23 protein-coding genes and 1 pseudogene are annotated in these 26325 nt (G+C 61.0%); 7 read left to right on the forward strand and 17 right to left on the reverse strand.

What is annotated here, in order from left to right; translation table 11 throughout:
* Positions 1-5: 5 nt before the first annotated feature.
* The 6 genes from CH290_RS10100 to CH290_RS10125 form a co-directional block, all read right to left on the reverse strand.
* Positions 6-1154, reverse strand: coding sequence for an ABC transporter ATP-binding protein (locus CH290_RS10100; protein WP_170947640.1), 1149 nt, complete (start codon positions 1152-1154; stop codon positions 6-8).
* 19 nt (positions 1155-1173) lie between these two features.
* Positions 1174-2952, reverse strand: coding sequence for an ABC transporter permease (locus tag CH290_RS10105; RefSeq protein ID WP_052083071.1), 1779 nt, complete (start codon positions 2950-2952; stop codon positions 1174-1176).
* A gap of 66 nt (positions 2953-3018) precedes the next feature.
* Positions 3019-3966, reverse strand: coding sequence for an ABC transporter substrate-binding protein (locus CH290_RS10110; protein ID WP_033188458.1), 948 nt, complete (start codon positions 3964-3966; stop codon positions 3019-3021).
* A 540-nt stretch (positions 3967-4506) separates the two neighbouring features.
* Positions 4507-5922 (reverse strand): MFS transporter, encoded by a 1416-nt coding sequence (locus CH290_RS10115; RefSeq protein ID WP_033188457.1) that lies wholly within the window; start codon positions 5920-5922, stop codon positions 4507-4509.
* Entirely contained in the window at positions 5919-6362 is a 444-nt protein-coding gene (locus CH290_RS10120) for a MarR family winged helix-turn-helix transcriptional regulator (RefSeq protein ID WP_033188456.1), read from the reverse strand. Before CH290_RS10120 ends, CH290_RS10115 begins: the two co-directional genes overlap by 4 nt.
* 445 nt (positions 6363-6807) lie before the next feature.
* The gene (locus CH290_RS10125; protein ID WP_052083070.1) at positions 6808-7980 is read right to left on the reverse strand and encodes an iron-containing alcohol dehydrogenase family protein; all 1173 of its coding nucleotides are present in this window, start codon (positions 7978-7980) and stop codon (positions 6808-6810) included.
* A 352-nt stretch (positions 7981-8332) separates the two neighbouring features.
* On the opposite strand from CH290_RS10125, the gene CH290_RS10130 reads away from it, so the two are divergent.
* The gene (locus CH290_RS10130) at positions 8333-9103 is read left to right on the forward strand and encodes an IclR family transcriptional regulator (RefSeq protein WP_052083069.1); all 771 of its coding nucleotides are present in this window, start codon (positions 8333-8335) and stop codon (positions 9101-9103) included.
* A gap of 36 nt (positions 9104-9139) precedes the next feature.
* Here the strand turns inward: CH290_RS10130 and CH290_RS31050 are convergent, their stop codons facing one another.
* The 4 genes and pseudogenes from CH290_RS31050 to CH290_RS10145 form a co-directional block, all read right to left on the reverse strand.
* On the reverse strand, positions 9140-9355 hold the full coding sequence (locus CH290_RS31050; protein WP_329955221.1) for a hypothetical protein: 216 nt from the start codon (positions 9353-9355) through the stop codon (positions 9140-9142).
* 291 nt (positions 9356-9646) lie between these two features.
* Positions 9647-9895 (reverse strand): annotated as a pseudogene (locus tag CH290_RS31125) (acyl-CoA thioesterase domain-containing protein); the annotation flags it as partial.
* 55 nt (positions 9896-9950) lie between these two features.
* Entirely contained in the window at positions 9951-11138 is a 1188-nt protein-coding gene (locus CH290_RS10140) for an FAS1-like dehydratase domain-containing protein (RefSeq protein WP_033188454.1), read from the reverse strand.
* 52 nt (positions 11139-11190) lie between these two features.
* Positions 11191-12378 carry a CaiB/BaiF CoA transferase family protein gene (locus CH290_RS10145; RefSeq protein WP_033188453.1) on the reverse strand — a complete coding sequence of 396 codons (1188 nt, stop codon included), beginning with the start codon at positions 12376-12378 and terminating at the stop codon, positions 11191-11193.
* Positions 12379-12612: 234 nt separating this feature from the next.
* Between CH290_RS10145 and CH290_RS10150 the strand changes: the two genes are divergently transcribed.
* Both CH290_RS10150 and CH290_RS10155 read left to right on the forward strand, forming a co-directional pair.
* Positions 12613-13974 (forward strand): MFS transporter, encoded by a 1362-nt coding sequence (locus CH290_RS10150; RefSeq protein WP_052083084.1) that lies wholly within the window; start codon positions 12613-12615, stop codon positions 13972-13974.
* 157 nt (positions 13975-14131) lie between these two features.
* Entirely contained in the window at positions 14132-15061 is a 930-nt protein-coding gene (locus CH290_RS10155) for an MBL fold metallo-hydrolase (RefSeq protein ID WP_052083067.1), read from the forward strand.
* Positions 15062-15136: 75 nt separating this feature from the next.
* On the opposite strand, the gene CH290_RS10160 is transcribed toward CH290_RS10155, so the two are convergent.
* Together CH290_RS10160 and CH290_RS10165 are read right to left on the reverse strand one after the other, a co-directional pair.
* Positions 15137-16177, reverse strand: coding sequence for a zinc-binding dehydrogenase (locus tag CH290_RS10160; protein WP_033188452.1), 1041 nt, complete (start codon positions 16175-16177; stop codon positions 15137-15139).
* Between the two features lie 248 nt (positions 16178-16425).
* Positions 16426-17910 carry an aldehyde dehydrogenase gene (locus CH290_RS10165; RefSeq protein ID WP_033188451.1) on the reverse strand — a complete coding sequence of 495 codons (1485 nt, stop codon included), beginning with the start codon at positions 17908-17910 and terminating at the stop codon, positions 16426-16428.
* Between the two features lie 309 nt (positions 17911-18219).
* Between CH290_RS10165 and CH290_RS10170 the strand changes: the two genes are divergently transcribed.
* A complete protein-coding gene (locus tag CH290_RS10170) occupies positions 18220-19074 on the forward strand; it encodes an acyl-CoA thioesterase (RefSeq protein WP_033188509.1) in 855 nt (284 codons plus the stop codon).
* 332 nt (positions 19075-19406) lie between these two features.
* Positions 19407-19772, forward strand: coding sequence for a nuclear transport factor 2 family protein (locus tag CH290_RS10175; protein WP_254924969.1), 366 nt, complete (start codon positions 19407-19409; stop codon positions 19770-19772).
* A gap of 235 nt (positions 19773-20007) precedes the next feature.
* On the opposite strand, the gene CH290_RS10180 is transcribed toward CH290_RS10175, so the two are convergent.
* From CH290_RS10180 to CH290_RS10195, 4 genes are all read right to left on the reverse strand, one after another.
* Positions 20008-20700 (reverse strand): 2,3-bisphosphoglycerate-dependent phosphoglycerate mutase, encoded by a 693-nt coding sequence (locus CH290_RS10180; protein ID WP_033188508.1) that lies wholly within the window; start codon positions 20698-20700, stop codon positions 20008-20010.
* Positions 20701-20710: 10 nt separating this feature from the next.
* Complete coding sequence (locus tag CH290_RS10185) at positions 20711-21490, reverse strand: enoyl-CoA hydratase/isomerase family protein (RefSeq protein ID WP_033188449.1); 780 nt, start codon at positions 21488-21490, stop codon at positions 20711-20713.
* Between the two features lie 87 nt (positions 21491-21577).
* Complete coding sequence (locus CH290_RS10190; protein WP_052083066.1) at positions 21578-22456, reverse strand: SMP-30/gluconolactonase/LRE family protein; 879 nt, start codon at positions 22454-22456, stop codon at positions 21578-21580.
* Positions 22457-22723: 267 nt separating this feature from the next.
* Entirely contained in the window at positions 22724-23017 is a 294-nt protein-coding gene (locus CH290_RS10195) for a hypothetical protein (RefSeq protein WP_052083065.1), read from the reverse strand.
* 508 nt (positions 23018-23525) lie between these two features.
* On the opposite strand from CH290_RS10195, the gene CH290_RS10205 reads away from it, so the two are divergent.
* Together CH290_RS10205 and CH290_RS30530 are read left to right on the forward strand one after the other, a co-directional pair.
* Complete coding sequence (locus CH290_RS10205; protein WP_033188448.1) at positions 23526-24887, forward strand: MFS transporter; 1362 nt, start codon at positions 23526-23528, stop codon at positions 24885-24887.
* A gap of 36 nt (positions 24888-24923) precedes the next feature.
* On the forward strand, positions 24924-25400 hold the full coding sequence (locus CH290_RS30530) for a cupin domain-containing protein (protein WP_141216142.1): 477 nt from the start codon (positions 24924-24926) through the stop codon (positions 25398-25400).
* A 94-nt stretch (positions 25401-25494) separates the two neighbouring features.
* Here the strand turns inward: CH290_RS30530 and CH290_RS10215 are convergent, their stop codons facing one another.
* Positions 25495-26256 (reverse strand): SDR family NAD(P)-dependent oxidoreductase, encoded by a 762-nt coding sequence (locus CH290_RS10215; protein WP_033188446.1) that lies wholly within the window; start codon positions 26254-26256, stop codon positions 25495-25497.
* Positions 26257-26325: the final 69 nt, after the last annotated feature.

A 26325-nucleotide genomic window follows, 5' to 3' on the forward strand; every position in this document is an offset into this window, starting at 1 on the left:
CTGCACTACCCCGCAGCCGGGGAGACAAGCTTTTCGCCCTCGTACAGCAGTACCGAGTCGATCGGTACCGTCACCAGAACACGGTCACCTGCCTGCAGGTCGTCGGTGAGCGAGCTGTGCGCGATCCACTGATGGCCGTGGACGTCGACGATGTACTGGCGGCGTCCCCCCTCTCCCAACACGCTCTGAGCCAGCGTGCCTTCCAGAGCCGCCCGACCCGGTGCCGGCGTGTGCTCCTCAGCCGCATTGAATGCCATCACGTCGGTGTCCTGACCACGTGCGAACAAGGTGAGTTCGGAACCGTCCGCATGCTGAGTTGCCAGCCGCTCACTACCGAGGACTGGGCCGGCGTCACTGCTCAGAACGCCACCGGTCACGGTGACTGCCGCTTGGTTGCGGACGCCGAGAAAGTGGGCGGCGTACGGCGAGACAGGGCGCGCGTAGACGTCCTCGGGGGCACCCATCTGCTCGATCCGACCCTCACGCATGAGAACCACGCGATCACCCATCTCCAAGGCTTCGTCCTGATCGTGGGTGATATGGAGAGCTGTGAACCCAAGAGTGCGATGCAACCGCAGTAGTTCCGTACGCAGCGAGACCCTGAGCAACGCATCGAGGTTGCTGAGCGGCTCGTCGAGCAAGAGTATCGACGGCTCGTAGACAAGCGCTCGCGCCAAGGCCACGCGCTGCTGCTGGCCGCCGCTCAGCTCCGCGGGCAACCTCTTGGCCAATGCTGAGCATTCGAGCACCTCGAGAACCTCGGCGACGCGTTTCGCACGTTCTACCTTCGGTACCTTGCGCATCTTCAGCGGATACGCGACGTTGTCTTCGATCGACATGTGGGGCCAGAGCGCATAGCTCTGGAAGACCATGCCCACCTCCCGATTGTTCGGCTTGATGTCGATGTTGCGCCGAGCGTCGTACACCGTCTTGTTCTGTAGCGTGATTGTTCCCTCGGTTGGGGTCTCGAGGCCCGCCAGGCACCGAAGCAGGGTCGATTTTCCGCAGCCACTGGGGCCGAGGATCACGACGTACTCCCCCTTCTTGATGTCGAGGTCGATACCGTCGACGGCATTGACCGAACGACCCTTGGCATTGAAAGTCTTGCGAACGCCGGAAATATTGGCACTCTCCGACGTGGCGGGCTGACTCATCGTGGGCATGGTCTCTTTCTCATGCATTGTTAGGCTTGGCATTGCCACCTCCTGCGACGCTGTCTAGGGCGGACTTTCCGCCGATCCAAACCGTCAGTGCCAGAAGCACTCCGGTGACGAGGGTCATGATGATGGCCATGACGGCGACCTGCGGGAAGACGCCTCCCTCGTAAAACTCGTAAATTGCAGTTCCCATTACGTGATTGCCCGGTGACCTCAGCATCACCGACACTGCAAAGTCGTGGGAGAGAAGAATCAACATGATCGCGAGCGCCGCCGCCATACCTCGTCGCGTCAGCGGTAGCGCGATGTTCAAGACTGTCCGGAACGTCCCTGCCCCACAAATTCTCGCAGCCTCGAACAGAGAGGGGTGCAGTCCGATCAAGCTGGCATGTTGTGACCGCAGCGAGAAGGGCAGGACTATGAACACGAAGCCGATGACGAACAGCGTGAGCGTTCCGTACAGGTTGAACGGTTCGCGAAGAAATACGTACAGAACAGCGAGCCCCAACATCGCGCGAGGTACTGCCAGCGGGCCCAGAAATACGAAGTCGAGAACGACTTGTACGACCTTCGGGGCTTTGAGCACCCCGCTGAGAGCGAGTGCAGCAATGAAACCGAACGGGATGACGATCACGGCGGCGATGATCGAGATGACGACACTGTTCGTGATTGCACTTGTAACAGTTGGGTTGGACAACGTCGCTTCGATGTGTCTCATCGTGAACGACGTGCTGCTGAGGTCGCCTGCCCAGAACGGCGAGATGGCTACGTGTGCGAGAGCCAGTAGCGGCACCACACATGTCACGAACGCGTAGAAGACGATCGCAGCGAAGGCCCACCGCGAAGGCTTCGTGGTTGCACCGGGGCTGGCACCGTCGGTTACGTAGCGCCGCTGATCGCCGATCACTGCGCGCTGGATCAAGATGGATCCGATGCCCAATGCCACGAGCGGCAGCCCGAGTGCCGCCGTGGCCGCATAATTGATCGGGAATTGCTCACGGAGATGGAAGATTTCAGTCGTCAGGACATCGATTCCACCGTTGGAGCCGAGTAGCAACGGCGCCGTGAACTGACCAAGACCGAGGAGGAAGACAACTACAAGGGAGGACACCAGCGCCGGACGCAGCAGCGGCAGAGCAATGGTGAAGAAGGCTTTGAGAGGCGAAGCTCCGCATAATTTTGCCGCGGCGACCAACGATCCGTTGATCTCGTGGAGTCGAGCGAAGACGAAGGCGAATGCGATGCCCGTGAGGTCGATTCCCGTGATGCCGATGATCGCACCGAGAGAGTAGATGTTGACCGGTCCATCGGTCATTCGGTCGAAAAATGGTAGGCCTCGGAGCAGTGTGTTTCCGTATCCCACAGTCGGCGCGAAGATGAAGATCCACCCGACGATGCTTGCAACCGGAGGGATGACCAATGGTAGCTGGGGCAGGAAGGCGGCAAGTCCACGCCACTTCGGCGGCACCCGCATGACCAGAAGCGCGAGAACGACGGCCAGGAACCCGGCGATGATGGTTGCGCCCACTGCCAACAACACCGTGTTGAACATGACTCGGCCGATTCCAGGCGAAGTGAACACATCGCCGATGGCCTCGCCGCCGCCTTCGAATGCACGAGCGAAGAACATGACGATGGGAACCAGCACGAACAGAGCCATCCCGATCGCGAACACGTACCAGGCGGTCTTGCCGCCGTAGCGATTGACCAACCCGACCATCGCACTGTTCACAGACTCGTCCGGCGCGTGCTGAGCTTCCGTCGGCTTCTTCTTCTCGATCAAGCCAGTCGACACGACGGCTCCTTTCGTTTCATGGTCTCCAGGAGTGGGGCACATGCCCTCCGCTCCCCGTACGACGGATCAGCCACAGGCCGGCGTCCAGACGTTCTCGATGAAATCTTCGTGATCCTCGACAGACCAGTCACCGTCGGCGGGTGTAGGAAGCTCGCCCCACGGAATGGACCCTTCGACAGCGATCGGCGTCGACGCCGGACCATGGTTCTCCGTGAACATCTCCGCACCGCGTTCGCTCATCAGCCAGTCGGCGAACACCTGTGCCGCGTTGGGATGAGCAGCGTTGGCGAGAACGGCCGCGTCGTAACCGACGCCGGTGTTCGCTTCCGCAGGGATGACGTAGTCGACCGGCGCTCCCTCCGCCTTCAGACTGAGCAGCGTGGACGGTGCCAGTCCGACTCCGTAGCTGATCTCACCGGCGGCCAAGCTCTGCCCCAAGGGGACGTTGCTGCCGTAAACCGTCTTGTTCGAGGCGCAGATGTTCGCGAGGAAGTCGTCGCCGTAGGCCTCGTTCCAAGTGTGGTACAAGAAGGTCTGCGCCGGGGTGATTGCGGCGTCGGGCACACCGATCGCGGCCCCGCCGACAGTGCCGAGGACATCACGCATGGTCTCGATCGGCCGTCCGGTGCTCGTGTTGTACCCGAAGATGAAGGCGTTGGTGAACACATGTGCGTAACTCACGCCGTCGACCATGTCCTCCCAGCCCGCCGCAGTTTGCTCGGGGCTGAGCTTCAGCTGGGCGAAGTAGTTCTGGCCGTAGCGTTCCTCGAACCACGCGCTCTGACTGTGCATGGTCAGGTCTGCGCCCTGAGCGTTGACTTCGAGTTCCTGATCGAGTCGTGTGATCAGGTCGCCGGTAGGTGCCCTCTCGATCGTGACATCGATTTCCGGGTAGAGCTCCTCGAACTGAGCAAAGCTCGATTCGACGTCACTCAAAGACGAGTAGACAACCAACGAACCCTCCGCCTTGGCTGCCTCGACGATCTCGGACCATGCGGCTTCGTCCACGGACACTGCCGGTCCCGATTCTGCGGTTTGGGTCGAACCAGAAGATCCGCATGCGGCCATCAGCAGCGAAGCGGCTGCAAAGACAACCGCAGCCGGAGCACGAAATCTCCTTCGAGCAGCGCGGGAACGGAGCGGGTTCTTGTTGGACACTGGTCTCATCCTGTCTACGTCTGTTCGTATATGCGATCTTTATTCCGCGTGTGCGACCTAAGTGACCATAGTGTGCGCCCCATCACACGTCAATGTCGATGTCGGAAACAACACGAACGGAGCGAGAGCGACGCCTGCTCGGGAGGTCGATTTCAGGATCGGAAGACCGGCCCCGAGCCATCGAGCACACGGCAAGAATGGACGTCGGAGCGATCGAGGAGAGATACCGCGACTTGCGGGTGGTCGCCATTTCGGCTCGATGGCGATCGCGCAATCCGGATAGGCAACCGCGTACACCCAGAACGCATCTTCGCGCGTCCATCCTGGGGAATTCCCGATCGGTGAACTCTATGGTCGTCGCACGAACGACGGATCTCGTCTGGTCATCCGCCGGCTTTACGTAGCGGTTGCGGCCTCGCGGAACGATGACGCACGGGATCCGCGAATGCTGCGAGAGAACGCGGTGCCGACGAGGAGAATCACGGAACACGCTGCGATGAACCACCCAGTGCGGTGCAGTCCGTCGTCGTCCAGGACATCACCCGCGGTGATGTGCAGAACGACCACTGAGATGTTCGCGCCGACGAACGCGACCGTCCGGTACATACCGATCGCGGTGCCCACTTCTTCGACAGACGTCACTGAGTTGATAAGGCTCTGATTGCCGATGTTGTTGAACCCGTTCGGAATACCGAGTACTGCAGCGACCAGCAACAGGACCAACACCGGCGCGGTACTATCCTCGACGAGCGCGATCAAGATCCCTCCGATCAAGAGGGCAGATGTGCCTGTCAACAGCGTGATTCGGGCGCCGTAACGACGAAATGTCCGTGCTCCCAACATTGTTGCGACAACACTGACGCCTGCGACCGGAAGCATGCTCAGCCCGGCCTCGGTTGCCGACATTCCGCGAGAGACTTGCAGCCACTGTGGAATTCCGAAGAAAATCAGATAGAAGCAGGTATACGTCAGCAGCGTGCGCGCGAGCGTCGCACTCAGCGCTCTGTTGCGGCTCAGTGCCCTGACATCGATGAACGGTTCTCGGGTACGGCGTTCCCACGCGACAAAGAGCATCGACGAGCACGCTGCGATTGGAAGGAACCACCATGTCGGTGACCCTCGAAACGACACCAACAACAGCATCGTGGACGTGATGGCGACAAGGAACAGTCCCACGCCGACAAGGTCGAGGGCCGTGAACGCCTCTCTCGGCGAAAGGCGGACACGGTTCGGTGACGCGACATCCGCTCGTAGCACGGCACAGGCGCTCACTATCACGACCGGCACATTGACCCACAGGATCGATTGCCACCCGAACGTCCCGACGAGGAGACCGCCGAGTGTTGGACCGACAGCCGCAATCGACTGGCCGCATACCACTAATGTTGTTGTTGCGGAGCGTGATTCCAGTCGGTAGCGCGCGGCGTGCTCGCGCACCATCGTCATGGCGTTGGGCATGTGGGCCGCGATGCCAATGCCGAGAACTACGTATGACGCGATCAGCCACTTCACATTTGGGGCGACAGTACCCAAGAGCGAGCCAAGCGCAACCAAGAGAAGCCCGCCGAGGAACACCCGGCGCGCGCCCAGAAGAACACCAAGGCGACCCGCCATCGGTGCGCACACTGCCGTAGTGATGTACATAGCCGAAATGATCCAAGAAACACCGGTCGATGATCCGAATTGAGCGGCGATCGCGACAACAGCGACGGCAATCATGGACGAATTGAGCGGTTGCAGAACCGTTCCGGTCGCTACAGCACCGCTGACTCGGAGCGGAACCGCATCCGATCTCTCCGTGGTGGCCGTCACCGAGTCTCGACCCCGCGACCGCGTCTGGACTCCGCCAAACGTCGGAGCACCGATCCGGCGAGAAAAAGTAACTCCTGCTCGACATCGGTGCACTCTTCCGCGAGTACGGCAGCCAGCCACTGCCTGCGTTTGCCACGTTCGGCATCGAGTTTTCCACGACCGCGATCGCTGATGGAGATCACGTGTGCGCGCCCGTCATCCGGATCAACCGTGCGGGACACCAGTTGGTCGCCTTCCAGTGCCGCGACTGTGCGAGCAACCGTCTGCGGAGTTACCCGTTCGAGGTCGGCCAGAGATCGCGCACTCATCGGCCCCACTCGATCCAGGTGGGCCAGCGCCTGCAGTTGGGTCGGTGAGAGCAAGTGGTTCTCACCTTTGCTGCGAATCATGCGATTGAAAACGACAATGTCCTCGCGCAACTGATCGACACGATCCTGCATTCGACGACTCATCCGTTCATATAGACAGCATTGCGTACTAAATATAGCTCGCTTCCCGGGTCAAAGCCAAGTTCGCGGCGACACAATAGCCACTCTTGCTGTCTAATTCGTCATATCGACATCCAGCGGAGCCCCAACGGATCACTGAACGACGTCGACCGTCTCGGGCTGTCGCCCGAGACGGTCGCAGATTCGACGATGGAGTTTCACTCGGCGGTAGATGCAGACGCAGCACCGCGAACGGCCAGGCGCGTCGACGCGCGGTCGACCGGTGATCAGACAGCGAGTTCGCGGGCAGTACGCGACAGATATTTCGTACGCAGCGTGGACCGAGCAAGGGCGCGTGCGAACCGAGCCACCACTACCCTCCAACAGCGGTAGAACTCGGGGATAGACACGACGACGCAGACAGAACTACTGCGACGGGCTCGAACCGTCCCTGTCCTTACCACGCAGCGGTCAACAACTCGAGCAACTTAGTTCGATCGACGGGACGCGGCCCGGTGGTGATGAAGAAGTCATCCAAGGCATGATCGGCACACTCCTCCAATGCATCCCGCGAGACACTGATGTCGCGCAGCCGCCTCGGGGTCTCGAACACGTCGAGGAGTCGTTCGATCTCACGGACGGTACCGTCAGCAGAACGGTCGGCGATGCCCAGCGCGTCGCCGATGGACGCAATCCGCGTGCTCACCGCCTCGATGTTGTATCTCGTAACGTGTGGTAGCAGGATGGATTCCACAACTCCGTTGGGCGCGGACGACCGGGGTCCGATCGCATGCGCGAGCGCCTGCGCCAGACCTCCACCTGTATGGTCGCTACCCTGGCCGCTCATCAACGATGCCAGCATCAGGTTGAGTCGGGGTTGAGCACTATTCGGCTTCGTTTTCAGACGCGGCACCCACTCGATTACAGTGCGCAGCGCCTGAAGCAACAAAGCGTCCGCCAACGGATCGACCGAACGTGACTGAAGGCCTTCGATAGCCATGGCGAAAATGTTGAGCGATGCAGACCATGCCAGTTTCTCCGGCGCCGTCGACGCCACGACAGGATCGAGGATCACGCCCTGGGCACGGGCCTTCGGGTCGAACAAGGCCAGACGCTCGCCGGTTTCCGGATCGCGAATCGCCGCACCGGCTTTGGCGTAGGCCGTCGTCGGCGTGCTGGGCACCACCCACTGCGGGAGTTTCGGCGCCGACAGTTTCGGACTCGTCAGCCGGCCATCCTCCTCTCGGCGTGTGCAGAGTTCACGGATGTCTCGCCTTTCCGCCAGCAGGATGGAGGCCGCTCTCGCGGTGACAACGGACGATCCCCCTCCGACCGCGATGATCGCGTCCGCTTCCATATCCGCGAGATACTGGCGTGCCTCGTTCACGGCGGGTAGCGGGCTGTGTTCCACAACGCCATCGAACAGACCGACCAAGCTCGACCCCAAAGCGTCGCGCAGTCGCTGCATAGCCTCCGGGTGATCCACGATCGGCTTTACACACACTACGACTGCGCGACTGGCACCGACCCTGGCGAGCTCTCTAGGCAACGCGGACATGGCCTTTTCACCGACGAAGGTACGAAACGGCGGCGTCACGTGACGCAGTTCCAAGTTTTGGCTGTAGGTCATCAATTTTCACTTCCGTGAGACGGTCGACCGATGGCACGACACGGGCTGGCTCCGTGGTTGCTCAGACCACGATCGAAGATGGCACATTGAGCGACGGTTCGTTATTACGTAACATTGTTCGTAATAACGAACCTAGCGTTGCCGGTCGAATCCTGTCAATGGTCAGAACGGGAACAGCGGGCGATTCTCCGGCAGGAGCACCGGGGGCGTTGTGATGGTTGACACAAACAACGCAGCTCGGTAGATTTCGCAAGGTGCCTAATAGCGAATAGCTGTACCAATATGCGTACGAACCGTACGAACTGTAGGTGGACGATGCGGTCGTCACCCGCACAATCTTCGATGGGGTTAAATGGTGACTGTGACCGAGGATTCGAGTGAGCGCATCGACAGAGAACCTCAGAACCATCGCACGATCGACCGCGTTACTCGAATACTCGAAGAGGTCGTCTACAACCCCGGCATGACGTTCGCCGAGTTGTCCCGATCCATCGACGCGCCCAAGAGCTCGTTGTACGGATTCATCCGCGGACTCATCGCCGCAGGATGGCTGCACCAGGACAGCAATCGCTTCTACATCGGTCCCGCACTGCACGGGCTCACTCTGGCCAGCGGACACCTCCGGGCCGGATCGGTGACGGACGCAGACCTACAAGCGCTGCACGAAGCCGCAGAAGTCACGGTATTCCTCGGTGTCCAGGCAGGTGACGACCTCATCTACGTGTCCGAGGTCGGTGCCGATCTGCTCGCGGGCTTTGCGGCCAGATCCAACATTCGCCGTCGGCTCCTGGAGACGGCGGGCGGCAAAGCTCTGCTGGCAGATCTCGCCCCCGAACAGCGCGACGTCTTTCTGCGTCGTCGAGGCCGCGACGAGGGCCACCTCGTCGACGAATTCCTTTCGCAATACGACGAAATCAAGCTGACCGGCATCGCGTACAACACCTTGCACAACGGAACACGAACCGCACTCGCCACCGTGGTCCCTGGACCGAACGGTAAGGCTGCGGCCGAGGTAACCCTCGTCGGCCCCACAACGCAGGTGGAACCGCGCCTCCAAGAACTGTCAGCATTGTTGCTCGAACATGTAGGGAGATGGAAGAACCGAAGCCCTGGCAAACGCTGAGGTACCTGCGCTGGTACGGCGTGACCAGACCGTATCTCAGCGTACCGCGGACTCTGCGGGGTCAACGGTGACATCGAGGTTCGCAACGGCGCACACGACTGCAGTCCCTAAAGTCCCTGTCCGATCGAACACACTGACAACACTCGTGGTGATTCCGTCCGTCTCGACGTGATCGAGTGCCGCCATGCCGATTCCGGGCCCCTCCGGCAATCGAGCGAGAGCCAAAGTGACATCGGCGTTTATGAACTGCATTCCCGCATTCCCCCAGTTGCCGACGACGCTCGCGACATCGGCGGTACTGGCCGCGAATTGGAATGGCGTGGGCTCGTCGCAGTCTACGATTCGAAAACCACTTAGCCACAACACGTTTCGCTTTGCGCTGTGAGCCGGCGGTTCGGCCGTCCAGCCGCCCACTTCGTCGTAATACAACCTCGAACCCGCGGTGACCGGTAAAAGATCCGTCGGCGGTGCCGACCACCGACACGCCGGTGCCCATACCTCCGCACCAATCGCCCTCGGTTCCCCGCGGAGAAAAAGTGCCCGGGCGGTAGCTACGACCTCGTTCTGTTGGATCAAGTCGGCCTCGACCAGAGTGATACGACGGCCTTGCCGAATGATTCTGACGTCGGACCGACACGTGTTCATCGTTGCGACGCGGCACATTTCCAAGGTCCATCGCACCGGACGCAAAACGGGATCGGTTACAGCGTGCTCGACAGCGCGAGCGAGGACGCCGCTGACCGCCATACCCCGCATCCGCCCTGGTCCCCATTTGCCTGCGGCAGCAGGCAACGGGATCAGGTGCTCCCTGCAGAGCTCGACTGGACAGAGAAAAGGGCAGCGCCGGTCATGACTGGTTCGCAGGCAGTCGACCGCGACTCGGAAGTGTCACGACCGCGGAGCCGGGCATGACATTCTGGCCGCGCTGGTTGTACGCCCACGTCTCGATCCGCACAACATGACTGCCAGTGGCGTCGAGTTCCTTGGCCAGCACGCGCCCGCCGAGGCGGACAACGTCCGAAAGGTAGACGTGGCCTCGATATTGACCGAAGATCGAGGCCACACTACCGTCGTCTCCTGCCCAATTCGTCAGTAGCTGGATCTGCCATGACGTGCGCTGGATACCAACGTCGTAAGCCATCTGTGCGCCCTGCAACCCTGCGGCGTAGCCGTTGTAATGCACCGAATACACCGGCTCGAGCGCATGGGTACGTGGATCGCGGTACGCCCACTTCGGGTGCTTGCGGTAGCGACGCAGCGCGACGCCGTGAGCGGAGACACGTGGAATCGGTGCCGCACCGGCCGCGATGAAGGCAATTTCGTCGGTCAACCCGATCGGCCCCTTGGTGAGCAGTTCGAGTTCGTCACCGACCGTAACGTCCTCCCAGAAACGAGGGTTCGCCCCTCGCGGAGACTCGGCGAGGATATCCTCGTCGATCGCGCTCAGCTCTTCGTCGGTCCACGGATGCGGTAGTTCGACCGAGCGTGATTCCTTACGCGCCCGCATCTCGTTGCGCTCGAACCGCATCCGTGAACAAATGAACTTCGCCACCAGCTCACCGTCCTGGTTCCAGTATTCTTGCCGAAGGTAGTCCTTGATCCGTCGACCACCGAAGTTGCTGGTTTCGATAGGGCCGTCGAAGCCGTCGAAGAAGACCTTCGGCGTGATTCTGTCCCCCAATCGAATCGGACGCCGGAAATCGATGGTCGTTTCGGCATGAAACCCACCGAGTCCCGGCCACCCCACCTGTATTCCGCCTAGGCACGCAAAGATGAAGCTCGGCGGGGCGACCAGGCCCCGGTGCCGTGTGCCTGCAGCGTATTCCGAGTCCACCCACAAAGGATTGCCGTCACCGATACCTTCGGCGAATCGCATAATGGCGGTGCGCGTTGCGTATTCGTTGTTCACCGAGGTCTCGGTGCGCAGTTCTGTTCCGATCAGGGCGCGCATGTCGGAAAGCATCTTGTCGGTAAAAACTCCCGCGGCCAATTCCCGTGAGATGCCAACGTTCGATTCGGTGTCCACGGGACGCATTTCTTACTCCTGTACGAAATGGGAGGGGAGGCAATCGGCGAGGAAGCGACGGTCAGATGACGCTGCGGGAGCGTAGGCTCGATATCTGATCTTGCGTCATCTGCAGCTCGTTGCCAAGGATGTCGTCCGTGTCCGCACCGAGCCCACGCGCACGCTCAGGCTCGACCAATGGCGAATCCGACAGGAAGAGTGGGCTTCCCAACGTCAGCCATTCACCCTCGTCGTCCTTCATCCGGCGGAGAACTCCACGCTCGGCGACGTGCGGGTCGTCTACGACTTCCTGCAGGCTGAGGACCGGGGCATTCGGAATGCGAGCCTCCGCCAGGATCGCCGCGATCTCACTCTTGGTGTGCGTGATCGTCCACTTGCCGACGATTGCGTCGACCTCATCGACGTTGACGCAGCGTAGATCCATGTTCGCGAATCGAGCGTGTCGAGCATCGGGGTCACCCATCAACAGGCACAGGCGTTCCCAATGAGCCTGAGTCGGGCACAGCACGGTCACCCACCCGTCGGAAGCCAGGTAAGCGTTGTACGGAACCACGGCAAGACCTCCGTGCCGATTACCGGTCCGCTCGGGCATCGCACCCTTACTGTTCAACATTCCTGCAATGTTCGATGACAAAGACGGAAGGATTGCGTCCTGGAGAGCGACCTCCACGTGCTGGCCTCGCCCGGTCCGCTCTCGCTGATAGAGCGCGGTCATCACGCCGCCGAACAGGTGCGAACCCGCCATGAAGTCCACGACGGACGGTCCGGTTCGGAACGGCTCACCATCCATGTCACCGGTGGTACTCATGATCGCAGTCCGTGCCTGGACGGTGAGGTCCATCGCCGGCTCGCCTGCATAGGGACCGAACGACCCGAAGCCGGTGCCCGACGCCATGATAAGTCGCGGGTTGATCTTCTCGAGTGCGGCGTACCCCAGTCCGAATCGATCCATAGCTCCCGGCGACAAGTTCTGGATGAGTATGTCAGCGCCAGCTACCAGGCGACGTAGTACATCTTGGCCGTCCGGAACACTGAGGTCGAGCTTCAACGACCGCTTCCCCGAATTGATCATCGAGAACTGGATCGAGACCCCGTCGTCGTAAGTAGAGGGCAGCTTTCGATACGGGTCACCGCTCGGAGATTCGACCTTCACGACGTCGGCCCCGAGACGTGCTAGCAACATGGAGCAGTAAGGAGCGAAGTAGAACTGACCCACGCATATCACCTTCACTCCGCTCAGGGCCGACATGCATTCTCCGTTTCTATTTACGAACAAGTAATTGCTATTGCGACCATAACGTGCAGGCAAGCCATGTGTCAACGCTCACAGAACGACGTAGACCGCACCAATTCGACCGCGACGGCCAGGGCCGACGCGCGATGCACGATGACTGCCGACACCTCGATCTCGTGCTGTGAGCTGTGCTACATTCGCATCAGCGAACTTAATCTCGCATATACGAACTATGTTCCAGGAGCTCACGTGTCCCGCGATAACTCAGCAGATGCGATCCGAATCCGACGCGTTCGGTCGGCGGTCGTCATCGGAACCGCCCTCGAGTGGTTCGACTTCTTTCTGTTTGCCTCCATGGCGGCGCTGGTCTTCGGCCGGCTGTTCTTCCCTGCTTTCGATCCCGCAACGGCAACGCTCGCGTCGGTGGCCACGTTCGGAGTCGGGTTCATCGCGCGTCCGTTCGGCGGTATCGTTTTCGGCGCGCTCGGCGACCGACTGGGACGCAAGCGCGTCCTGATGATGTCGTTCGTCGTCATGGGTGTTGCCACCGGCTGCATCGGCCTGCTGCCGACCTACGAAACAATCGGCGTGGCGGCACCGATTCTTCTCGTCGTTCTCCGCCTCATGCAGGGACTCGGTGCCGGGGCAGAATTTTCCCCCGCCACCGCCGTTGCGACGGAGCATGCAACCGCTGGGCGCCGCGGACGCCAAGGTTCGTGGCCGTCACTCGGTACCAATCTCGGTTTGCTTGTGTCGTCCATCACCGTCGCCGTCCTCACGAGCGCAAGCGATGAATTCTTGTTCGACTGGGGCTGGCGTCTTCCATTCCTCGCGAGTTTCGCGTTGCTGGGTGTCGGCGTCTACGTCCGACGGGTGATGCCTGAAACGCCGGAGTTCGTCGCTTCGGTCAAGGCACAACCTGACGTACACAAATCGTCGTTCCGCACGCTGATAAAAGATCACAAGCGCGGTCTACTCGCGGCGTTTCTCGTGATGCTGGGCTCGACTGCGGCAAGCTACCTGTTCAAGACCTTCTCACTCGCATACATGACGACTTACCGTGGCGTAGAAGCGAACGTCGGTGCGACCGGCGTGGCCATAGCAACGGCTGTCGCCGTGGTGGTCGTTCCACTCGCCGGCATGATGTGTGATCGATTCGGAACCAACAATGTCCTCCGCTCGGGAGGCATAATCGTCGCCCTCGCTGCGTTCCCGTTCTTTTGGTTGCTCAACACCGGAAACGCACTGTGGATTTGGCTGGCGTTGGTCGTCACCACCGGCATTGCAATGCCGCTCATGACCGCAGCCCAGGGATCATTTTTCTCCGCGCAGTTTCCAGTGGAGATTCGAACGTCGGGAATCGGCCTCAGTAGAGAAACGGCAGGCGCTGTCGCGGGTGGCCTGGCTCCGGTGTTGGCGCTGGGCCTAGTGCAGTCGTCGCCCACCAACGCAACGTGGGGCGTGTCCGCAATCTTCGTACTGGCTGCAGTAAGCATTGTCTACGGCTCCGTCAGATCGGTCCGACACACCGGTGCCGTCGATCGTGGCGAAGAAGAGCGCGAACCGATGAGCTCCGAACCAGGCACGTTCCCGACAGCCTTCACGAAATAGCCCACCGAACCCTCCACGAAAGTAAACCGCAATCGTGTCAGTGTCATACCCAGAATCGGATGCGATTCGTGCAGTGAGTGCCGTTCAATACTCCCGCTGTCACGCGCGGACGCTGCCTCCGGTCGATGAGGTGAGGCCCGGAATCTGGTCATTGCCCATGCCCTACCGGCACGACGTCCCCTACACACTCACCTATCTCATTCGTGGATCCGACGGGCGCACTCACCTTTTCGACCCAGGGTTCGACACACCGGAGAATCGCGAACACCTCGTCGCGTCACTCACCGCGGCGGGCTCCGGGCTCGACGAATTGGCAAGTGTCGTCGTAACTCATCTGCACGGTGATCACATGGGCCTGGCCCACTGGCTGACCGTCCGTAACGGAATCGATCTCTATATCCACCCGGCAGATCTCGACGACTCGAACACACACGCCGCTGACGGCAGATACTCCCACGACGTCGATGTAGTCGGCGACCGTTGGGATGTACCGACGCCCGAACGACACCGCCTGCAGATCACCCCGCGTCCGGCTCCCCCCATCGTTCCTGACTCGAGTTGCCGGCTCGTCGACGGTGTCGAGCTACCGATATCAGGAAGACATGTGCGCGTTGTCCACACTCCCGGACATACCCGCGGCCATACGTGCTTCGCGCTCGCCGACGAAAAGCTTCTGCTGACAGGCGATCACGTGATGCCTCGCATCTACCCTGGCATCGGTCGCGGCGGAATCCCAGCGGACAGCGACCCTGTCCGCGACTTCCTTCATTCCTTGTCTCGGCTTACGCCCTACAACACTTACGAAGTGGCGCCTGGGCACGAGTACCGGTTTCTGAATCTCGATGCGCGATGCCGACAGATCCGCGCGCACGTACTGCGCCGCGCCAACGAAGTCGACTCGGTGGAGACAGCATCTCAGAACGCCTCGACATGGTCGATCGTCCACAAACTGACGTGGGGTGGCGGCGCAAACCGGCTCGAGGGCTTGCGGCTGCAGTCCGCACTCCTTCAGACAGATCTCTACCTGCGCTTCGTCCGGAACGGCGGGTTACTCACCGAGACCCTGGAGACAAGGCGAGATAGTTGAATTGTCGTTCGGCTCACGTTCCGCCCAAACCCCACAAGCGTTCGGGCGGAACGTGAGCCGCCCCCGACGTCGTAATCAGAATTCGATGAGCACCTTGAGTGCCTCGCGGGTGTCCATTGCGGCGTATCCAGAAGGCACGTCGTCGATCGCGACCGTTTTGTCGAATACTCTTCCTGGATTGATGTCACCTTCGAGCACCTGTGGGATCGCCTGCTCGATGTAGGCGCGAACAGGTGCGATGCCCCCGGTGAGAGTTACGTTGTGCGCGAACAAAGAACTGAAACCGACGGGCGCGTCTTCGTACTGGGGTGCGCCCACTCGACTGATCACACCACCAGGTCGCACGATGCCGTAGGACTGCTCGTACGCGGGCATCAGACCGACTGCTTCGAGAACGATGTGACTGCCTTCGCCGCCCGTCAGTTCCATCACCTGTGCGATACCGTCCTCGCCGCGATCGGCAACGATGTCGGTAGCTCCGAAGTCGATACCGATATCAGTGCGCGCCTTGTGGCGTCCCATCAGAATGATGCGCTCGGCACCCAACTGCTTCGACGCGAGCACGGCAGACAGTCCGACCGCGCCGTCACCTATCACCGTGACGGTCTTACCCGCCTCGACTTTACCCATGACGGCAGCGTGGTAGCCGGTGAGATACACATCCGAGAGGGTCAGCAGACTCGGCAGCAAATCACTCTTGTCATCGATTCCAGGTACAACTACCAGTGTGCCGTCCGCCTGAGCGATACGTTGATACTCCGCTTGCGTGCCTCCGATCGCAGGGCTACCGAAGAACGCACCGTGCTTGCATGAAGTCTGAAGTCCGTCGCGGCAGAACGAACACGTGTTATCGCTCATCACGAAAGGCGCGATGACGAAGTCACCTTTCTTCAAAGTCGATACTGCGGATCCAATTTCCTCCACGACACCGATCATCTCGTGACCCATGGCGCGTCCGTCCGTCGAAGCCTCCATCGAGTGATACGGATGCAGGTCGGACCCGCAGATACATCCGCGCACGTTGCGGACGATCGCGTCGGTAGGTTCGATGATCGCGGCGTCGGGTACGGTCTCGACTCGGACATCGCCGGGGGCATACATGAATGTGGCTTTCATTGACACTGTCCTTCTCGATCGATGAATCGCGGGAGACCCCGCGCTGTTGCTATTCGACTGCGTTCGGCCGATGTGCAACAGTGACGGGTGAAGCCGGTACCGTGAGTACCCCCTCCACGGCCGCTTCCATGCGCGTCGATGTTCGTTCCGAATGGTCGGGAACAGTGTCGGAGCAGTTGCAGATATGTGAGCGCGCGCAGCGAGCCGCCCTTTCGGTCTCGCCTGCACTCACCCTCACCTCTCGTCAGCTAGCGATAGTCGACGGGAACGTCCTCCAGAATGATGGCCTTCGTTTCGAGATAGTTGCGTAGGCCCTCGACGCCGCCTTCTCTCCCCAGTCCCGACTGCTTGAAGCCCCCGAAGCCCAAGCGAAGGTCGCTTCGTGTCGCGTTGTGGCCGACGGTACCGCTTCTCAACCGCCGCGCGATGGCATGTGCGCGATCTGCATCAGGAGTGAAGACCGAAGCATTGAGGCCGTAAATACTGTCGTTCGCGACCCGCACCGCTTCGTGTTCGCTGTCCACCGGGATGACACTGAGGACAGGTCCGAAGATCTCCTCACGGGCGATATCGTGCTTGTTGCTCACACCCGAGAACACCGTCGGTTCGAGGTAGAAGCCCCGATCAAGGTGTGCAGGACGTCCGCCACCGGATACCAACTTTGCGCCCTGATCGACGCCGCGAGCGATATAACCCTTGACCCGGTCTCGCTGAACTGCAGATGCCAGCGGCCCGATCTGAGTGGAAGGGTCGTAGGGATCGCCGACCGATACACCGGAGAATGCGACCGCCAGCGCTTCGGCGAAGTCCTTTTCAAGAGCACGCGGCACGACGATCCTGGTCAGCGAATAGCAAACCTGCCCGCTCACGATGCACTCTGCCGCTGCCAACGACTTGGCCGCGTCCTCGACATTTACGTCGTCGAGCAGGATCGCGGCGGACTTGCCACCGAGCTCCAGACTGACGCGTGCGATCCTGCCTCCGCAAATGGACGCGATGCGCCGACCGGCAAGGGTCGATCCAGTGAACGAGATCTTGTCGACTCTAGGATCGCGCACCAGCAGTTCCGACGTTTCGCGGTCGGCAGTGACAACGTTCAGAACGCCGGCCGGTAGTCCTATTGCCTCAGCGATCTCGGCGACGATGAGACCGATTCCCGGCGCCTCAGGCGCGGACTTCAGCACGACGGTACATCCGGCCAGAAGGGCAGGACCGACTTTGTGCGAGATCGAACCGAGAGGGCCGTTCCACGGAATAATTGCACCTACTACGCCGACGGGCTCGCGTCGCCGGAGTCCGAAAACACCACCCGCGCTCGGCGCGATCTGTTCCTCGAATGCGAAAGTGCCCGCCAGGTCGGCGTTATCGTCCCACTCCTTTGCACCGAAATCGGTGAACGGTTTCGCCAGCGAGTGCAGAACTCCCGACTCTCGGGGCCAGACCTGGCCGATGTCGGCAGCACGCTGCCGCAGGTGGTTGGCGAACCCACGGAGGTACTCGGCACGTTCCCCGTGTGTCAGTTCCGGCCAGGGGCCGTTGTCGAACGCTTCGCGTGCGGCTCCGATCGCACGGTCCATGTCGGCTGCGCTCGCTGCGGCCACCTCATAAAAGGGCAGTTCAGTCGCGGAGTCGACCACGCTGATGGTCGCTGTCGTCGACGGGGTTACCCACCGGCCGCCGATGTACAGCCGATCGGCATGGCGAAGGGGCATTTCGAACGTCGTGATGCTCATATCGGTCTTCCTGTCGAGCGGATGTGAGCCGCGGGCTCGAGTGACTCGAAGCGCCTCGGTCGCGTGACCCACACCATAATTACCAATGACAAAATAGTAAAGTGCCTGACTGACATACCATTGACTAAACAGACATCAGGAGCAAGGCTGCTCTCGACACTGCGACACCCGGAAGCGCATTCTGGGCTCGACATAGCTCAGCTCCCGGTCGCCCATACCGATCAGCAGTCAAGATCACACCCATGCTCGGCTCGACGATTTCTCGAATCCGACGGCCGAGAATGTAGTACCGTCCCGTACAGTCAAGTGGTGGCAAACATCGAAGACATTCTCACCCTCGAGCCCATGGATCGAGACATTTTTCGCGGACGCACCATCGAGAGCAAGCTGCAGCGAACGTTCGGCGGCCAGGTGGCGGGGCAAGCCTTGATGTCCGCCGTCGGGACCGTAGAGGACAACGTTCGCGTCCATTCGCTGCACGGATACTTCTTGCGGCCCGGCAATCCCCTTGCGCCGACTGTTTACTCGGTCGACCGGGTACGAGACGGGCGCTCCTTCTGCACGAGGCGGGTAACGGGAGTCCAGGACGGCGAAGCGATCTTCACGATGTCGGCATCGTTCCATGCCGCCGATTCAGGTATTTCTCATCAGGACCCGATGCCGACCGTGGTCGAACCAGCATCGCTGCCGGACCCGCAGACATTGTCCGAGTACGGCGACTCGCTGTACGAAGAGTGGAAGGAGTGGGACATCCGCTTGACACAACCGGCGGAGGACGGCACGTCGGTTACCGCGTCAGGTCAACAAGTTTGGTTTCGCTATCGAGCGCCGCTGCCGGACGAACACTCGCTTCACGTCTCCGCCCTGACCTATATGAGCGACATGATGCTCCTTCGCTCAGCGATGGCGAAACATCCTGGGGTCGCGGTGCAAGCAGCATCGCTCGACCACGCTCTGTGGTTTCTGCGGCCGTTCAGGGCAGACGAGTGGCTGCTCTACGACCAAAGTTCCCCGTCGGCCGCGGACGGACGGGCACTGACGCGCGGCGAAATCTTCGACTCGAGTGGGCGAATGGTGGCTGCTGTCATGCAAGAAGGACTGACGCGTATCCAGGCGGACAGCTCCAAGTCGACGCCCTCCGGCCGGTTCGCGCTACAGAGATGAGAATACCGACAGTCGAGGTGGACGCCGACGACGCACCGTGGCGATGTTCTCGGATCGCTGGGGACGTGGACGCCCAGCTCGGGAGATTCATTGTCCCTCCAGGTACTGCCAGTGCCTCCCCCGGTCACGTGCGTACGCCTACCGTTGGGCAATGAGCAGAACCATGGCCCTGCCGTTCACATCAGTGATCGGTCTGGTGATAATGCTGACTCACCTGGATTGACAAGGGATCTGAAAGGTGCGGACACAATGACAGAATGGAATTGCGCCGAACTCGACGCCGTCGGACGAGCAAGCGAATTGCGTATCGCCGGCCGCCGAAAAGACTCATGATGTGTGGCGAAGCCGACCTGTTGAGTGCATATCGCTCGATGTACCGGGGCATGGTCGAACAAGACACCGATCTGCTCGACGATCTCCTGGCCGAGGAGTACACGTTGACCCACATGACCGGGCACACGCAGACGAAGAAGGATTGGCTGAAGCAGATCGAATCGGGCGAGATGCGGTACTTCTCCGCTCGCGAACACCGAACCTCGCTCGACAGCGTCGGCGAAATCGGCACCGTCGTCGGCCAAAGCGTGGTGGACGCTTGCATTTGGGGCCATCGGAGGACGTGGAACCTGCAACTGACCACCGATTACGCCCGATCTGCCGGCCGGTGGATCGCGACGAAGACCGTGGCCAGCACCTATTGAGATCGAGGCGACATCGTGGCCTCGACTCCACTTCCAAGCAAGAGCGCAGTGATTCCCACGGCGCCGGGGACTTTACGTCCGCAACTCGTCACGAATGATGCGTAACGCCAACGTAAATACGCGATCGCCCATTCCCTGGATCCGCCGAGCGACGACCATCATCATCACAACGTAGTTGCAAGACGCCACTGTGAGGGATCCGACGGCCACGAGCGGCACCGGAGATTGGAATCACTTACAGGTATACCCCACCCGTCACGATGGGACACAGAGCATCGTCGAACCGATAGCGAAGTGGTCGACCGATGGGCACCTCGACAGTGTCGATCTGGTCGTCGGAAATCTCATCCAGATGTTTCAACAAGGCGCGCAGAGTGTTGCCGTGCGACACGACCAAAACCGTTCTCCCCGCATCGAGATCGGGGATGATCTCGTCGAGGTAGTACGGCACCACTCGCTCGTGAACATCAGCGAGAGACTCACCGTTAGGCACATCTGCGATACCTGCGTAGCGATAGCCGGAGAGTTGCTGTCGAGCGCCTTCACCGGGCAGCGACGGCGGGCGAGCGCGGAAACTCCTTCGCCACATTCGCACTTGGTGGGCACCCCATTCCGCGGCAGCACCGTCTCGGTCACGACCCTGCAAAGCGCCGTAATGCCGCTCGTTGAGTCGCCACGAGCGTTGCGCCGGGATCCAGTGCCTGTCAGCGGCGTCCAGAGCGATCGATGCGGTGTCAATAGCACGCCGCAAGAGTGAAGTGTGGACTACGTCAGGCAGTACGTCGCTACTGGCGAGCAGAAGCCCAGCGTTCATTGCACCGAGACGTCCCTTCTCGGTCAATGCAATGTCGGACCAACCGGCAAAACGGTTCCGCGCATTCCCGACACTCTGCGCGTGACGAAGAAGGACGAGCGTACCCGCGCTCACCGACGGCTTCCTATCGCCCGACGAAAGTCGCCTTGCCCGGACCGTTCTCCATGAACGAACTCATACCGATCCGGCGGTCCTCGGTCTCGAAGAGGCCACAGAAGAGGTCTCTCTCCACGGCTAGGCCTTGATCCAAGTCGGTGTCGAGCCCTCGGTCCACCGAAGCTTTGACCGCAGCCAGAGCTTGCGCCGGCCCGGAGGCGAACTGCGATGCCCACCGCAGTGCTGTGTCGTATACGTCCGCCGACGCCACGACCTCGTCCACCAACCCAATTCGGAATGCTTCGTCGGCGCCGACGAAGCGGCCCGTGTACATCAGGTTCTTCGCCTTCGACGGTCCGATGAGCCTGGCGAGGCGCTGCGTTCCGCCGCCACCGGGAATGACCCCGAGCAGAATCTCCGGCACACCGAGCTTGGCGTCGACGGCCGCAATTCGATAGTCCGCCGACAGTGCAATCTCCAGGCCACCTCCCAGTGCGTAACCGTTGATCGCGGCGACAGTCGGTTTCGGAATCTGCGATATCGACGCCAGATCGAACTGCAGATCCGCTGCGACGCGGCTGATCTCGTCGTAGTTCAGATCCGCGAGCTCTTTCACGTCCGCGCCTGCGGCAAAGACCTTGTCGCTCCCCCGGACGACGACTGCAGCCACAGACGAATTTTGCGTTGCCTCGACAACGGCTGCCCGAAGCTCGGTCTGAACCTGCCGGTTCAGCGCGTTCATGGGTGGTCGTGCCAGTCGGATGGTTCCGACGCCATCGATAACGTCGAGTGTGACGAATTCGGTCATGCATGCACAGTAGTTCCGAGCTTCATTTTTAGTCAACCGCCTGACTGACATCTCCTTTACAAAAGGTTGAGCAAACCTGTCGGCCTGTCAGACCACCGGCGGCTCGAACGTGGCACAGCGGGCCCCGGCCACACCTGCGGAGAACGTAAGCAGAGCGCCCGCAAGTGGTTCTCGTACTCGCTGTGCCGCATCGAATTCGTCGTATCCCGATGTCACGTATGCGGTTTTCAGATCAGCGCCACCGAATGCGATGCTAGTAACGTAGGTTGCGGGCATCGAAACCTTTTCGCTGATCAAACCATCGGGAGCGTAACGGCGGACCTCCCCCGCACCGAAAAGAGCGACCCAGACGCCACCCTCGCTATCGATCGCCATGCCGTCAGGCAGTCCGTCCTCCTGTGGGATCTCGACGAACGGCCGCCGGCTGCCCACATCCCCACTCGCGACGTCGTAGTCGAAGACGTCGATGCGCTGCGCCCACGAATCGATGTAATAGAAACGGTCCAGATCATTGTCCCACCCCATCCCGTTCGATACCGAAATACCCGTAGCCAATACGTCGTGTCGACCGGACGAATCGAATCGGTGCAGCGCCCCGACCGGTTGCCTGGACCGAGAGATGGTTCCGAAAACGACACGACCGTGAGAGTCGCATTTTCCGTCGTTGATCCGAAGATCGGGATTGCCCTCATCCACCGTCACGATCATTTTCGGTGCCTCGCCGCCGAGCTCGACCAATTCGTTCTCGACAGCAGCGACGGTGCGCCCGTCGGTGGTTGGCACCACGAATCCCACCTCACCCGAGACGGACAGCAGCTCTTCGTTTCGGCCCGAATCCGGTTCCAGGCGATGAATCTTGCCGCCGAATGCGTCCACCCGCAACAGGGTTCCGGTCTTGTCGTCCCAGTGCGGACCCTCCCCCAGCCTGTCGCGAAAATCGAATGGGGCATCGATGGCGTATGTCATGTGTGGCTCCTGCGTGAGAGAGAAGAGATAGAGTCCACACCCGATGTCGAGGGACTGGACAGGGTGGGAGAAACTTGTGACGTGCACCACTACCCGTCAACAGTAAGGGCCGCTGGACTGAGCGTCAACACATTGCGCTTCAGAGGCCCGTACCGTCAGTACCTCACACGCGCCGGCCGGGCGATCCAGTGCGAAAGTGATTGCGCAGGACGTGTTTCGGTCACCGGCCGCGTGGATGAACACTCCTGCATTCCAGACAAGGAGCTCTCACCCGTGCGAGAAGTCATCCCGAAAGAGAAGGGCACCGTGCGTGGGCGGTGCGGTCGAGCACGTCGGCGAATCGGTCACCGACTTCGCACCCGGCGATCCGGTGATCATCCCCACCGGCTTCCCGATTTGCGTCTTCGTGCGGCGCAGCGCGGTGAAGTCGAGTATCACCAGACCAACAGCCCGTATTACTCCGAGGACGAGCACGACACAGGAACATTCTCCGCGTTCGTGAAAACGTTCGATGCCGACCAGAACCTCGCGCACATTTCCGATTTCGTCATCGACGACCAAGCGGTGATGGTTCCCGACATGATGCCCACCAGCTTCCGGTGTCGATTGTATGAATATCGAACTCGGTTACACCGTTGTGGTTCTCGGCACCGGACCTATCGGGGTGATGGGAGTGGCCGGCGCTGCGTTTCGGGGAGCCGTGAGCATCATCGCCGTCGGTTCACGACCGAAGACAGTCGAACCGCCAAAGATGCACGGCGCCAATGACATCATCGACTACAAACAGGCAGACGTCGCCGAACAGGCCCTGGGTGGGTTTACCGCGGACCCCCACAGCCCGCACGGCCCGATCCCTCGCTCATGGGTCGAGTCCACACCACCGAGACGCTCCTCGCGGAAACCGATGCCCGAACGCTCACTTTTGTCAACTAACGGTCAGTCTGGTTATTGACAATACTGTGACGTGCGTTATATAAAAGCCGGGCTGTGATACGCGCAGCGCGCTCCTGCATTCAGAGAGTGACCACCCAGCGTCGAGACCGTCGGCGACCGGCAACGAGGATGAGCGATGACAACACCGCAGGGTCAGGTGGCCCCACCGGCCGGCACCAACGAACTCACCGAGGTCGACAGGACATCACGCAAATCTATGCGCCGAGTCGGCCTGGCCAGTTTCACTGGAACCCTGATCGAGTTCTACGACTTCCTGATCTACGGGTTCGCCGCTGCGCTCGTCTTCAGTGACGTGTTCTTCCCCGCTCTCGGAACGGCTGCAGGTACCGTCGCCTCCTTCGCAACGCTCGGTGTTGCACTCGTCGCGCGCCCACTCGGCAGCATCATCTTCGGGCACTTCGGCGACCGGCTCGGTCGCAAGAAGACCCTTGTCACCACCCTCATGATGATGGGCGGTGCGACCATTCTGGTCGGCTTGATGCCGACCGCCGACCAGATCGGAATCTGGGCACCCCTACTCATCGTCGTCCTGCGCATCTTCCAGGGACTGGCCGCGGGCGGCGAGTGGGCTGGTGCTGTCAACTTCGCCGCTGAGTACGCGCCACCGGGCAAGCGTGGATTCTGGACAATGATCCCGCCGTTCGGTGGCGGCTGCTCACTTGCGCTGGCACCCGCCGTGTTTGCCATCACCAGTGCAAGCATGAGCGACGAGGCATTCCTGTCCTACGGTTGGCGAATCCCCTTCCTCCTCAGCGCGCTTCTAGTTGCTGTCGGTCTGTACGTGCGCCTGAAGATCGACGAGACCCCCGTTTTCAAGGCTGAGCAAGCACGGAGCGGATCATCGAAGCTACCCTTCATCGAGGCGCTCAAGAACCAGCCCCGTCAGATTCTGCTGGGCATCGGCATCGTGGTCACCGTCCCCACCTTCTCCTACCTCGGTGCCGCGTACCTTCCCAACTATGCGACGACTCAGCTGGGTCTCGATCGCACGCTGGTCCTCACCCTCGGAATCGTCGGCGGTGTCATGTACGCAGCGTCGATCCTCGCGGGCGGCGTTCTCGCCGATCGCCTCGGACGACGTAAGACGCTCCTGTGGGCCAACTCGCTGGCCGTGGTGTGGGCACTGATTCTGTTCCCGTTCCTCAACATCGGAACAGCCCTGGCCTTCGGCATAGGGCTCTGCATCACCCTCATTCTCGCCGGCGCAGCACTCGGTCCGGTGGGAGCAGTACTCTCCGAGTTGTTCCACACCCGCTACCGCTACACCGCGAGCGGGTTCAGCTACAGCGTCGCGCAGATTATCGGAGGCGCAATACCGCCATTGGTCGGAGCCGCAATCATAGCCGCCGCAGGGTCTTTCGTGTTCGGACTGTTCGTGACCGCACTGTGCCTGCTCGGCCTGATCAGTGTCTGGCTGATGAAGGAGACTGCGGACGACGACCTCGGCGAAGTCGGATCCACCGAAGCAGCACTGTAAGAGACGACCCGCTCGAGCGAACTAGGAGTAACCCCTGTGACCAGTCGAGAGAAGATGCTCGTAGCGCGACGCGTAGTGGTGGGCACCGACAACGAGGGTCGTTCGGCGGTAATTGTCGACGACACAGCCACTCCAGCAACTGTCAGACCCAATGGAGCTGCACTGCATGAGCTTTGGCGCCAAAGGAACTTCCCCGCGACGGCCGGCGACGACGGCTACAGCCACTCCGAAATGGATGTCGTGGCCCCCGGAAACGGGACCGTGGTTCGAACGTACACGCTTCCGCCCGAGTCGGCTGTCGACGGCGGGAGCTCCGCGCAAGGCCTGCACACCAGCGATTCACTGTTCGTCATCACTGTGGTCTCCGGGCGAATTCGCGTCGATCTCGAGGTCGGCGGAGCAGATCTGGAGATGGGCGAAAGCATCGTGTTGCCCGGCAGTATGCACGACATGAGAAACGTGTCCGACGCACCGGCCACCCTGGTGTACACGGCATTTCATCTGCAGCAGTAGCACTGCCGTCCCCTGAACGAGCGCTGACCCCCTCGGATTCGAGGGGGTCAGCGCTCGTTCGGCGGCCGGTTCAGCCCGCGTACCTCACACGTGTTCAGCGTGGTCCCATACGGATGGCGCCGTCCAGCCGGATGGTCTCCCCGTTGAGCATGGGGTTGTCGATAATGTGCAGCGCAAGCGCAGCGTATTCGGACGCCTTGCCGAGCCTCGACGGATGCGGCACCTGCTGACCGAGTGACTTCTGAGCGTCTTCGGGTAGTCCGGCCATCATCGGGGTTTCGAAGATGCCCGGAGCGATCGCGACCACACGGACAAGACTGCGAGCGAGTTCTCGTGCGACGGGAAGCGTCATGGCTGCAACCCCGCCTTTGGACGCCGCATAGGCTGCCTGCCCGATCTGACCGTCGAATGCGGCTACCGACGCAGTATCGATCACGACACCACGTTCACCGTCGATCGGCTCGGTGCGCGCAATCTTCTCCGAAGCCAACCGGAGAACGTTGAAGGTGCCGATCAAGTTGATCCGAACCACTCGCTCGAAATCGTCGAGGGGGAGCGGTCCGGATCGGCCGAGAACTTTGCCCGGTGTTGCCACACCTGCGCAGTTCACCACGATCCTTACGTCTCCGAGGCTATCGGCGAAATCCACTGCTGCTGCCACGTCTTCGGGCGAGGTGACGTCGGCGCCGACGAAGTGGGCTCGCTCGCCCAGCGCCTGCGCGGCCGCTTCACCGTTCGACGACGCCAAGTCGAGCAGTACCACCGACGCCCCTCGCGCTACGAGCGCTTCGGCGGTTGCATACCCGAGTCCTGACGCACCGCCGGTGACGACTGCGACAGCTCCTTCGATTTTCACGAGGTCTCCTCAAATTCGATGGCGTGCGCGCCGACCGGCGCAGCCCGGCTTCACTATCGAGCACCCTGA

Origin of the sequence: Rhodococcus sp. 06-156-4, from assembly GCF_002259345.1 — a bacterium.
GTDB lineage: Bacteria > Actinomycetota > Actinomycetes > Mycobacteriales > Mycobacteriaceae > Rhodococcoides > Rhodococcoides fascians_E.